This window comes from Oleiharenicola sp. Vm1, assembly GCF_047777955.1.
GTDB lineage: Bacteria > Verrucomicrobiota > Verrucomicrobiia > Opitutales > Opitutaceae > Didemnitutus.
Genome location: NZ_CP180537.1, coordinates 307,820 through 317,685, shown reverse-complemented (window position 1 = coordinate 317,685; position 9,866 = coordinate 307,820). Strand labels below are relative to the sequence as shown.

13 protein-coding genes are annotated in these 9,866 nt (G+C 72.1%); 8 read left to right on the top strand and 5 right to left on the bottom strand.

All coding sequences use genetic code 11. The annotated features are described in order from the left end of the window. The first annotated feature begins 5 nt into the window (after positions 1 to 5). Genes ACMYLB_RS02270 through ACMYLB_RS02240 form a run of 7 tightly spaced genes read left to right on the top strand, consistent with a single transcriptional unit; the run spans position 6 to position 7,371 of the window. Entirely contained in the window at positions 6 to 1,025 is a 1,020-nt protein-coding gene (locus tag ACMYLB_RS02270; protein ID WP_415909365.1) for an efflux RND transporter periplasmic adaptor subunit, read from the top strand. Further along, the gene (locus ACMYLB_RS02265; RefSeq protein ID WP_415909364.1) at positions 1,022 to 4,309 is read left to right on the top strand and encodes an efflux RND transporter permease subunit; all 3,288 of its coding nucleotides are present in this window, start codon (positions 1,022 to 1,024) and stop codon (positions 4,307 to 4,309) included. The genes ACMYLB_RS02270 and ACMYLB_RS02265 overlap by 4 nt, the downstream gene beginning before the upstream one ends. Continuing rightward, entirely contained in the window at positions 4,306 to 4,707 is a 402-nt protein-coding gene (locus ACMYLB_RS02260) for a rhodanese-like domain-containing protein (RefSeq protein ID WP_415909363.1), read from the top strand. Before ACMYLB_RS02265 ends, ACMYLB_RS02260 begins: the two co-directional genes overlap by 4 nt. An 8-nt stretch (positions 4,708 to 4,715) precedes the next feature. Continuing rightward, positions 4,716 to 5,528 (top strand): thioredoxin family protein, encoded by an 813-nt coding sequence (locus ACMYLB_RS02255; protein WP_415909362.1) that lies wholly within the window; start codon positions 4,716 to 4,718, stop codon positions 5,526 to 5,528. A 31-nt stretch (positions 5,529 to 5,559) separates the two neighbouring features. Then, entirely contained in the window at positions 5,560 to 5,754 is a 195-nt protein-coding gene (locus ACMYLB_RS02250) for a DUF2892 domain-containing protein (protein WP_415909361.1), read from the top strand. A gap of 49 nt (positions 5,755 to 5,803) precedes the next feature. After that, positions 5,804 to 6,760, top strand: coding sequence for a permease (locus ACMYLB_RS02245; RefSeq protein WP_415909360.1), 957 nt, complete (start codon positions 5,804 to 5,806; stop codon positions 6,758 to 6,760). Beyond that, a complete protein-coding gene (locus ACMYLB_RS02240) occupies positions 6,751 to 7,371 on the top strand; it encodes an SAM-dependent methyltransferase (protein ID WP_415909359.1) in 621 nt (206 codons plus the stop codon). Before ACMYLB_RS02245 ends, ACMYLB_RS02240 begins: the two co-directional genes overlap by 10 nt. Here the strand turns inward: ACMYLB_RS02240 and ACMYLB_RS02235 are convergent. Further along, positions 7,344 to 7,787, bottom strand: a complete 444-nt coding sequence (locus tag ACMYLB_RS02235; RefSeq protein WP_415909358.1) for a DUF2202 domain-containing protein — start codon at positions 7,785 to 7,787, stop codon at positions 7,344 to 7,346. The genes ACMYLB_RS02240 and ACMYLB_RS02235 overlap by 28 nt on opposite strands. Positions 7,788 to 8,062: 275 nt before the next feature. Between ACMYLB_RS02235 and ACMYLB_RS02230 the strand changes: the two genes are divergently transcribed. Continuing rightward, positions 8,063 to 8,347, top strand: coding sequence for a hypothetical protein (locus ACMYLB_RS02230; RefSeq protein WP_415909357.1), 285 nt, complete (start codon positions 8,063 to 8,065; stop codon positions 8,345 to 8,347). 102 nt (positions 8,348 to 8,449) lie between these two features. On the opposite strand, the gene ACMYLB_RS02225 is transcribed toward ACMYLB_RS02230, so the two are convergent. Genes ACMYLB_RS02225 through ACMYLB_RS02210 form a run of 4 tightly spaced genes read right to left on the bottom strand, consistent with a single transcriptional unit; the run spans position 8,450 to position 9,794 of the window. Further along, positions 8,450 to 8,734, bottom strand: coding sequence for a DUF3106 domain-containing protein (locus tag ACMYLB_RS02225; protein ID WP_415911140.1), 285 nt, complete (start codon positions 8,732 to 8,734; stop codon positions 8,450 to 8,452). Beyond that, positions 8,713 to 8,877, bottom strand: coding sequence for a hypothetical protein (locus ACMYLB_RS02220; RefSeq protein ID WP_415909356.1), 165 nt, complete (start codon positions 8,875 to 8,877; stop codon positions 8,713 to 8,715). Before ACMYLB_RS02220 ends, ACMYLB_RS02225 begins: the two co-directional genes overlap by 22 nt. Positions 8,878 to 8,889: 12 nt before the next feature. Next, the gene (locus ACMYLB_RS02215; protein ID WP_415909355.1) at positions 8,890 to 9,216 is read right to left on the bottom strand and encodes a hypothetical protein; all 327 of its coding nucleotides are present in this window, start codon (positions 9,214 to 9,216) and stop codon (positions 8,890 to 8,892) included. Further along, positions 9,213 to 9,794 (bottom strand): RNA polymerase sigma factor, encoded by a 582-nt coding sequence (locus tag ACMYLB_RS02210; RefSeq protein WP_415909354.1) that lies wholly within the window; start codon positions 9,792 to 9,794, stop codon positions 9,213 to 9,215. Before ACMYLB_RS02210 ends, ACMYLB_RS02215 begins: the two co-directional genes overlap by 4 nt. Between the last annotated feature and the right edge of the window lie 72 nt (positions 9,795 to 9,866).

Sequence of the window (9,866 nt, the reverse complement as noted above, 5' to 3'; positions counted from 1 at the left end):
CGACCATGAAATTCCCCTCCCTCGTCCTCCTCCCCGCGCTCGCCCTCGCGGCCGGTTGCTCCCGGCACGGTCCCGAACCGGCCGCGGCCGCCGCACTGCCGCCCGCGCGCGTCAGCCTCGCCGCCGTCGCCGCGATCGACGCTCCCGTGCTGACCGAAGTCACCGGCACCGTCCGCCCCGCCCAGCGCGCCCAGCTCGCCGCCCAGGTCATGGGCACCATCGCCGACCTGCCCGTCGCGCTCGGCCAGCGCGTCGCCGCCGGCGACCGGCTGCTGAAAATCTCCGCCGCCGAGATCGACGCCCGCGTCGCCCAGGCGCGCGCGCAGGCCAACGTCGCCCAGCGCGACCTCGCCCGCGAACGCGACCTCCTCGCCAAGGGCGCCAGCACCGCCGACCTCGTGCGCAGCCTCGAGGACCGCGCCGCCGGCGCCAACGCGATGCTGCGCGAGGCCGAGACCATGCTCGGCTACACCGAGCTCCGCGCGCCGTTCGCCGGCACCGTGGTCCGCAAGTTCGTCAACGCCGGCGATCTCGCCGCCCCCGGCCACCCGCTGCTCGAGCTCGAGGGCACCGGCGACCTCCAGATCGAGACCGGCATCCCCGACTCGCTCGCCGGCTCGGTGAAGGTCGGCGACGACCTCCTCGTCCAGGCCGAGGCCGGCGCCTCCTTCCCCGCCCGCGTGGCCGAGCTGTCGTCGGCCGCGGATTCCTTCGCCCGCACCGTCACGGCCAAGCTCGCCATCGCGGCCGACGCGCCGGTCCGCTCCGGCCAGTTCGTCCGCGTGCACGTCCCGTCGGACCGCGTCCGCGTGCTGCTCGTGCCGGCCGAGGCCGTCAGCGCCGCCGGCCAGCTCGAGCGCGTCTTCGTCGCCGCCAACGGCCGCGCCGAGCTCCGCCTGGTCAAGACCGGCGGCACGCACGACGGCCGCACCGAGATCCTCGCCGGCCTCGCCGCCGGCGAGTCGGTCGTCGTCCGCGCCCCGGCCGGACTCCGTGAAGGCCAGCCGCTCGAGGTTTCCCGATGAGCACCCCGCCCCGTCAATTCGGCATCGCCGGCCGCATGGCGGCGATGTTCATCGATTCGAAGCTGACGCCCATCGCCGTCGCCGCGTCGCTGCTCCTCGGCGTCTTCGCCATCCTCATGCTCCCCCGCGAGGAGGAGCCGCAGATCAAGGTGCCGATGATCGACGTGATGGTCGCCATGCCCGGCGCCAGCGCGCCCGAGGTCGAGAACCGCGTCACCCGCCCGATGGAGAAGCTCCTCTGGGAGATCCCGGGCGTCGAATACCTCTACTCCACCGCCAGCCCGGGCGGCAACCTGACCATCGTCCGCTTCAAGGTCGGCACCGACCTCGAGACCGCGCTCGTCCGCCTCAACCAGAAGCTCCAGACCAACTTCGACCACATCCCGCTCGGGGTCACGCCGCCGCTGATCAAGCCGCGCACGATCGACGACGTGCCCGTGGTCGCGCTCACCTTCCACAGCGCGCGCTACGACCACTACACGCTGCGCCGCATCGCCGCGCAGGTGGAGGAGTCGCTCAAGGCCATCCCCATGGTCGCCGAGACCACGCTCATCGGCGGCACGCGCCGCCAGATCCGCGTGCAGCTCGACCCGAACGCCCTCACCGCCCACCACCTCGCCGCCTCCTACCTCGTGCCGATGCTCCAGCAGGCCAATTCGCAGGCGCACACCGGCGCGCAGTCCTTCGCCAATCAGGAAACGCTGCTGCAGACGGGCACTTTCCTGCGCGACGCGCGCGACGTCGGCAGCGTCGTCGTCGGCGTCCACGCCGACCGCCCCGTCTACCTCCGCGATGTCGCCACGATCACCGACACCGCCGAGGAGCCGTCCAACTACGTCCTCTTCGGCGCGGGCCCGTCCGGGGACGAGCAGCCCGCCGTCACCCTCAGCCTGGCCAAGCGCCCGGGCGCCAACGCCGTCGAGGTCGTCGCCGCGGTGAACGAGAAGATCGCCGCCCTCCGCGGCACCGTCATCCCGGCCGACGTCGGGGTGACGCTCACGCGCGACTACGGCGCCACCGCCGCCGAGAAGTCCAACGAGCTGCTCCTCCACATGGGCATCGCCGTCTTCGGCGTCGCGATCCTCATCATGCTCTTCCTCGGCTGGCGCGAATCGCTCGTCGTGCTGCTCGCCATCCCCGTGACGCTCGGCCTCACGCTGCTGGTGTTCTACCTCTACGGCTACACGCTCAACCGCATCACGCTCTTCGCGCTGATCTTCTCCATCGGCATCCTCGTCGACGACGCCATCGTCGTGGTCGAGAACATCGTCCGGCACATGAACCTGCCGGGCTGCCGCCACCGCCCGCTGATCGACGTCGCCATCGAGGCCGTCGACGAGGTCGGCAACCCCACCATCCTCGCGACCTGGGCCGTGATCGCCGCCGTGCTGCCGATGGCCTTCGTCAGCGGCATGATGGGGCCCTACATGCGCCCGATCCCGATCGGCTCGAGCGCCGCGATGCTGTTCTCCCTGCTCGTCGCCTTCGCCGTCACGCCCTGGGCCGCGCTCAAGATCCTCCGCGGCCACCGCCCGCACGGCGCGAACCCGGAATTCACCGACGCCCCGGTGCACGACGAGGACGCGATGCCCGACACCGCGTTCACGCGCCTCTACACCCGCGTCATGCGCCCGCTGCTGGAGCACCGCTCGTGGCGCTGGGCCTTCCTCGCCGGCGTCGCCGCTCTCACCGTCGGCTCGATGGGCCTCGTCGGCCTCGGCGCCGTGAAGGTCAAGATGCTGCCCTTCGACAACAAGTCGGAGTTCCAGGTCATCATCAACCTCCCCGAGGGCACGACGCTCGAGCAGAGCGCCCGCGTCGCCCGCGAGATGGCCGCCGCGCTCCGCACCGAGCCCGAGGTGCGCGACTACCAGGTCTACGCCGGCACGGCGTCGCCGTTCAACTTCAACGGCCTCGTCCGCCACTACTTCATGCGCCGCGGCAGCAACGTCGCCGACATCCAGGTCAACCTCGTGCCGAAACACGAGCGCTCCGCCCAGAGCCACGACATCGCCAAGCGCATCCGCCCGCGCCTCGAGCAGATCGCGGCGCGCTACGACGCCGCCGTCGCCGTCGCCGAGGTGCCGCCCGGCCCGCCCGTGCTGCAGACGCTCGTGGCCGAGATCTACGGCCCGACCGAGGCGGCGCGCCTCAAGCTCGCCGACCAGGTGCGCGGCATCTTCAAGGCCTCGCCCGGCGTCGTCGACGTCGACTGGTATGTCGAGGCCGAGCAGCCGAAGACGATTCTCCGCGTGGACAAGGCCAAGGCCGCGCTCCACGGCCTCACCGAAGCCGCCATCGTGCGCACGGTGCAGCTGGGCGTGCAGGGGTATCCGGTCACCCTCCTGCACGCCCCCGCGGAGCGCGAGGACGTGCCCGTCCTGCTCGAACTGCCCCGCGCCGCCCGCGCGCGGCCGGAGGACATCCTCGCCCTCACCGTCCGCTCGGAAATGAATCCCGCCGCTCCGCTGGTGCCGCTGCGCGAGCTCGTCACGCTCGAGCCGGCGCGCGCCGACCGGAACATCTACCACAAGAACCTGATGAACGTCACCTACGTCACCGGCGACGTCGCCGGCGTGGTCGAGAGCCCGGTCTACGCCATCCTCGCGATGAACCGGGAACTCGCGAAACTGAAAGGCACCGACTTCGGCGGCACGACGGACGCGGTGAAGCTCTACAACGCCGCGATGCCCTTCGACGACCGCGAGCCGGCGATGAAGTGGGACGGCGAGTGGCAGGTCACGATCGAGGTCTTCCGCGACCTCGGCCTGGCCTTCGGCGCCGTGCTCATCCTCATCTATATGCTCATGGTCGGCTGGTTCAAAAACTACTCCACGCCGCTCATCGTGATGACCGTGATCCCGTTCTCGCTCGTCGGCATCATGCCGGCGCACGCGGCGATGGGCGCGTTCTTCACCGCCACGTCGATGATCGGCTTCATGGCCGGCGCCGGCATCGTGGTGCGCAACTCGATCATCCTCGTCGACTTCATCGAGCTGCGCCTCAGCCACGGCCGCTCGCTGGCCCAGGCCTGCGTCGAGTCCGGCGCCGTGCGCTTCCGCCCGATGATGCTGACCGCGCTCGCGGTCGTGGTCGGCGGCCTCGTCATCCTCGCCGACCCGATCTTCCAGGGCCTGGCCATCTCGCTGCTCTTCGGCGCCATCGCCTCGCTCGTCATCAGCCCGCTCGCCGTGCCGCTCATCTACTACATGACGCACGCGGGCAAACCCGCCGCTCCGGCTCCCGCGCCGTCGTGCGAACTCCCGTCCTCTCCGCCGTCATGAATTGGTTCCTCCTCCTCATCGTCGCCTTCGTCGTCTTCCTGGCCGTGCGCCAGCTGATCCTCGCGCGCCCGGGCATCCCGCTCGACGAGGCCCAGGCCGCGCTCAAGGCCGGCACCGCCATCCTCGTCGACATCCGCGAGCCGCTCGAGTGGCACCACGGCGTGGCCAAGACCGCCTCGCTCCTGCCGTTCAGCGACCTGCGCGGCGACCGCACGCAATGGCGCGCCTTCCTCGAGAAGAACCGGAGCCGGAAGCTCCTCCTCTACTGCGCCTCCGGCACCCGCTCCAGCCTGGCCGTCTCGACGCTGAAACGGGAGGGCTTCGACGCCGTCAACGCCGGCTCGCTCCGCGACTGGGACAAGGCCGGCTGGCCCATCTGCTCGCCCAAGCACCGCTGATCCATCCGATGCCAGCCTCCACCGTCGATTTCGCCTCCGCCGTCCTGGCCGCCAGCGAGACGCGCCCCGTGCTCGTCGACTTCTGGGCCGGCTGGTGCGGCCCGTGCCAGATGCTCAAGCCGCTCCTCGAGCGGCTCGCCGCCGAGCCGGACTGCCGCTGGTCGCTGGTGAAGATCGACACCGACGCCCAGTCCGACCTCGCGCAACAGCTCGGCGTCCGCGGCATCCCCGACGTCCGTCTCTACCACCGCGGCCAGGAAATCGCCCGCTTCGCCGGCTACCTGCCCGAGCCCAACCTCCGCGCGTGGTTCGCCGAACACCTCCCCACGCCCAAGCGCGAGACGATGGCCCGCGCCCGCGCACTCCTGCTTTCCGCCCGCGCCCAGGAGGCCGCGCGCCTGCTCGAGCCGCTCCACGCCGCGGAACCCGACGACCTCGAGCTCCGCGTCCTCACCGGTCGCGCGCTCGTCTTCGCCGCCCCCGCCCGCGCCGCCGCACTGGTCGAACCCGCCCTGCACTCGGCGTGGCAGGACGGCGCCCGCACCGTCCTCGCGCTGGCGCGCGCCCTGCAGCGCCTCGATGCGACCGGTGCATTCGGCACGACTCCGCTTTGCGAGCGCTACCTGGCCGGACTCCGCGCCCTGCAGGCGCAGGATTTCCGCGCCGCCGCCGCCACGCTCGTCGCGGTGCTGTTCGAGAAGCCCCACTTCGACGAAGGCCACGCCCGCGCGGCGTGCCTCGCGATCTTTCAGCATCTGGGACTGCGCCACGCCGTCACCGAGGAGTTCTCCCGCGCCTACAGCATGGCCGTGAACGTCTGAGCCCCCTTCCGTCCCCCAACGCATCCTCCCCATGAAAACCAACGTCGGCTTCATCGACCGCGTCATTCGCGTCATCCTCGGCTGCGCCCTCCTCGGCGCCGGCTACTACTTCCACAGCTGGTGGGGCCTCGTCGGCCTCCTGCCGCTGCTCACCGCGGCCTTCGGCTTCTGCCCCGCCTACCTGCCGCTCGGCCTCAACACCTGCGGCACGAAGGCCAAGGAATGACGCGCTCTCGGCGTTGCCCCGCGCCGCGACGTCGCCTTGATTCACCGCCATGTGGCGCTGGGCTGAATGGATCGCCGACCAGGTGGTCGCGGCGAGCGGACTCGAGTCCGCTCGCGGACCGGGGGCGGCGCTGCACTTTTTCGTCTACGACCTGCTGAAGGTCGTCGTGTTGGTCGCGGTCGTGGCGTTCGTGATGGCGCTCATCCGCGGCGCGATCCCGCACGACCGGCTCCGCGCCCGGCTCGAGGGCCGCGGCGGCCGCCTGCTCGGCTACCCGGCGGCGGCGCTGTTCGGCGCGCTGACGCCGTTCTGCTCGTGCTCGTCGGTGCCCATCTTCCTCGGCTTCGTCCAGGCGCGCTTCCCCATCGGCGTCGCGTTCGCCTTCCTCATCACCTCGCCGCTGGTGAACGAGATCGCGGTCGCGCTCATGGCCGCGACCTTCGGCTGGAAACTCGCGCTCGGCTACACCGTCGCCGGCGTCACCCTCGGCATCGCGGGCGGGCTGACGCTCGGCCTGCTGCACGCCGAGCGCTGGCTGCAGCCCGACGCCCACTTCACCGGCGAGGAGGACGACGAACCCCTGCCGCAGGGCTGGCGGGCGCGCTTGCTCGACGCCGCGCAGACCAGCGGCCGCATCCTGCGCAACATCGCGCCCTGGCTCGTGGGCGCCCTCGTGCTCGGCGCCGCGCTGCACGGTTTCGTGCCGGAGAATTTCTTCCAGTCGCTCTTCGCCGGCCGCGGCGCGTGGACCGTGCCGTTGGCCGCCCTGGCCGGCCTGCCGCTCTACGTCAGCGCCAACGCCACCGTGCCCCTGCTCGAGGCCTTCGTCGCCAAGGGCGTGCCCCTCGGCACGGCGCTGGCCTTCCTCCTCTCCGCCGTCGGCGTTTCGCTGCCGGAACTGGTCATGCTGCGCAGCGTCATGACCGTGCGCCTGCTGGTGCTGTTTTCCATCGTCGTGCTTGTCGGCACGACGATTGTGGGTTGGGTGTTCAACGCATGGCACTGAACCCCGCCTACGGCGCCGAATTCTGGGATAACCGCTACGCCACGCCGGATTTCGTCTTCGGGACGGAACCCAACGACTTCCTGCGCTCGATCGCCGACCGCCTCCCCGCCGGCCCGGTGCTCTGCCTCGCCGAGGGCGAGGGGCGCAACGCGGTGTTCCTCGCCACGCGCGGCCACGCCGTCACCGCCACCGACCTCTCCGCCACCGGCCTGGCCAAGGCCCGCGCCCTCGCCACGCAACGCGGCGTGCCGCTCGCGACCGCCACCGCCGACCTCGCCGCCTACCCGATCGCCCCCGGCGCGTGGAGCGCCATCGTGGCGATCTTCATGCACCTGCCCCCGGCGCTGCGCCGCGACGTCCTCGGCCGCGCCGCGGCCGGCCTGCGTCCCGGCGGCGTTTTCTTGATGGAAGCCTACACGCCCGCGCAGCTCGCCTTCGGCACCGGTGGCCCAAAGGACCCGGCGCTGCTGCCGACGCTCGCGCAGCTGCGCGACGAGTTGCCCGGATTGGAGTTCGAGATCGGCCAAGAGCTCGAGCGCGACGTCCACGAAGGCGGCGGCCACACCGGCCGCAGCGCCGTCGTTCAGGTGCTGGCGCGGCGGCCGGCCTGAGCGCATCCTGCGCCCGGCCGTTCGGCCCGCGCGCGCAACCCCCGACCGGGCTCGCCGGAGAACGCGGCCAGATGCCGTTCGGTGGCGCGGGCCAGATTGTCCGCGACGGTCCGAAACGCCTCGTTCTTCAGCACAGCGAGGAGCTGCCGCAGGTCCGAAAGGTCCTGGCGCTCGATTGCCTCACCGGCCGTCCGCGCCTCCGCCGCGGAGATGAGTCCGCGGGCGCGCAGGGTGTCATGCCGCTGCTGGAGGACGGCGTCGGCGAACTTCCCCGGCGCGGTCGGCGGCAGAGCCACGCCGGCGCGCGCCGCGAGCGCACGCAGCGCCTCCTCGTGCCGGGACTCCGCCGCCTGGAGGCGGTGGAACGGCCGCAGGTCCCACTGCGCGGCGAACGCCGCGTAGAGTTCCCGCGCCATGCGCTCCTCCTCGACTTGGAAGACGAGGGCTTTCGCCTCGTCGGCGCTGAGCTCGACGGCGCCCGCAGGTGCCAGGCGGCACGTGCCCGCGGCGCCCGGCCCCCTGCGGGCAGGGGCGGGCCTGCGCCCCCAGCGCGAGGAGGGAAAGGGCCAAACAGGTGATCGTTTTCATCGTGCCCGTGAAACCCCGGCGCGCGCGCGATCATTACATCCGGAAATTTTCTCCCGCCGTAATGCGACGCGGCCGGCGGGGTTTCATCCTGCGAAAGGAAACCATGAAAACCAGACTCCTCCTCCTCACCTGCCTCAGCCTCGCCCTCGTGGGCGCGACTTCCACCTACGCGGTCGGCCGCGGCGGTGGCGGCCGCGGCGCGGGCACGACCGTCGCCCCGAACCGCGGCGCGACGAACCCGGCCCGCGCCCCCGCGGCCAATGGCACCGGCCAGTCCCAGCCCACGCCGAAGAAGGACGGCACCGGCGGCCCCGGCAAACCCGCCAACCCGACCGGCCCGCAGGACGGCACCAGCCCCGGGCCCGGCCCGAAAGGCCCGCGCAGCTGACGCGCCGCGCCAAACGACACGAGGGCGGAACCTTCCCGGTTCCGCCCTCTGTTTTCGCCGGCCGCGCGATCCCCGCGCGGCCGCGAACGCCCCCGGCGGCGATCACGGCCGCGCCGTCCGCTCGCGAAGGAATTTTTCCACCAGTTCGCGCCGGCGCTTCGTGCGCTCCTCGGGCGCGAGACCCTCGAGCTGGCGGCGGATCTCCGCCCGGCCGGTCTCATCGAGCGACTGCATCAAGTCGCGCCAGCCGTCGCGCACCGCCGCCGGCTCGTGCCCCCAGCCGCGGCGCAGCTGCTCGCGCTCCGGGGCCGGCAGGCGCCGGAACGCGTCGATCTGCGTCCGCAGTCGCGCGCGCTCCGCCGGCGTCATGGCCCGGACACGCGCGATCGCCTGCTGCAGCTGCGCCAGCTGCGCGTCGTCGAGGAGAGGAATTGCTCGAGCGTGGACAATTCGCGGGCCGGCGCCGGGGCTTCCGCCGCCGCCAGCGAGGTGGCGAGGCTCAAGGTGATGAGAAGGAGGAGGATTTTCATGGCGACGACCGTTTAGGGAGTGGAGGTTTCGACCGGGATTTCCGCGCAGAGCTCACGGTTCAGGGGATCCAGCAGCGGCTCCGCCGGCGCGAGTGAGTCCTCGAGCGCGAACAGCGTCTCGTAATCGGCGGCGGCGGGCGCTGGCGTCCGGTGGGCCGTCACGAGCAGGGCGAACCCGGCCGCGGCCAGCGCCGGCACGAGATACCAGATCCAGGCCCGGCGCCGCCCGGGGTCCGCGGCGAGCCGCGCCGCGACGCGCTCGGCCAGCCCGGGCGGGACCGGGCGCACTGGCGCCGCGAGCAGGCGGTCCAGATCTTCATCGGTGAGGCGTGGTTTCATGACAGTTCCTCCATGTGCATCTTGAGTTCCTGGCGGGCACGGTGCACGAGCACGCGGACCGCGTTGGGATTGGAGCGCAGCGCCACGGCCGCTTCCTCGTAGGAAAGCCCTTGCTGCGCGATCAGCAGGAGGGCGGTGCGGGCCTTCGGGGCCAGTCGCGCCAGAGCGAGCTGGAACACCTCCTCCAGTTCGCCCAGCCGGCGCTCCTCGGCGGAGGTCGCGGCCAGATGATCAAAGGCGTCCGGCGCCACGGGCTCGGCCGGCTTGCGCCCGCGCCGGCGCAGCTCGTTCAGCGCCAGGCGATGGGCGATGGCGAAGAGGTAGGTCGAGAACCGGGCGGTCGGCGCGTAGCCGGGTGCGGCGCGATGCACGCGCACGAACACCTCCAGCGCCAGGTCCTCCGCCGTTTCCGCCGAGCCCACCAGCCGGCGGAAGAAGCCCAGCAGCGGCCGCTGCCAGCGCACCACCAGCGTGCGCAAGGCCTCGCCGTCGCCCGCGGCGACGCGCCGCATCGTCTCCGTCTCCGCCTCCGGCGGGGCCGGCGGATCGCGAGGCGGGGACGAGGACGAGAGGGACATGGCGCAGCGGGTTTAACCCCGGTCCGGCCGGATCATTACCGGCACCCTCGCCGCCGCGGCGGCGAAAGCCAA

What these genes read in the sequence shown, in the direction of transcription:
- ACMYLB_RS02270 (WP_415909365.1), top strand. Translation starts at nt 6, where the DNA reads ATGAAATTCCCCTCCCTCGTCCTCCTCCCCGCGCTCGCCCTCGCGGCC.
- ACMYLB_RS02265 (WP_415909364.1), top strand. Translation starts at nt 1,022, where the DNA reads ATGAGCACCCCGCCCCGTCAATTCGGCATCGCCGGCCGCATGGCGGCG.
- ACMYLB_RS02260 (WP_415909363.1), top strand. Translation starts at nt 4,306, where the DNA reads ATGAATTGGTTCCTCCTCCTCATCGTCGCCTTCGTCGTCTTCCTGGCC.
- ACMYLB_RS02255 (WP_415909362.1), top strand. Translation starts at nt 4,716, where the DNA reads ATGCCAGCCTCCACCGTCGATTTCGCCTCCGCCGTCCTGGCCGCCAGC.
- ACMYLB_RS02250 (WP_415909361.1), top strand. Translation starts at nt 5,560, where the DNA reads ATGAAAACCAACGTCGGCTTCATCGACCGCGTCATTCGCGTCATCCTC.
- ACMYLB_RS02245 (WP_415909360.1), top strand. Translation starts at nt 5,804, where the DNA reads ATGTGGCGCTGGGCTGAATGGATCGCCGACCAGGTGGTCGCGGCGAGC.
- ACMYLB_RS02240 (WP_415909359.1), top strand. Translation starts at nt 6,751, where the DNA reads ATGGCACTGAACCCCGCCTACGGCGCCGAATTCTGGGATAACCGCTAC.
- ACMYLB_RS02235 (WP_415909358.1), bottom strand. Translation starts at nt 7,787, where the DNA reads ATGGCGCGGGAACTCTACGCGGCGTTCGCCGCGCAGTGGGACCTGCGG.
- ACMYLB_RS02230 (WP_415909357.1), top strand. Translation starts at nt 8,063, where the DNA reads ATGAAAACCAGACTCCTCCTCCTCACCTGCCTCAGCCTCGCCCTCGTG.
- ACMYLB_RS02220 (WP_415909356.1), bottom strand. Translation starts at nt 8,877, where the DNA reads ATGAAAATCCTCCTCCTTCTCATCACCTTGAGCCTCGCCACCTCGCTG.
- ACMYLB_RS02215 (WP_415909355.1), bottom strand. Translation starts at nt 9,216, where the DNA reads ATGAAACCACGCCTCACCGATGAAGATCTGGACCGCCTGCTCGCGGCG.
- ACMYLB_RS02210 (WP_415909354.1), bottom strand. Translation starts at nt 9,794, where the DNA reads ATGTCCCTCTCGTCCTCGTCCCCGCCTCGCGATCCGCCGGCCCCGCCG.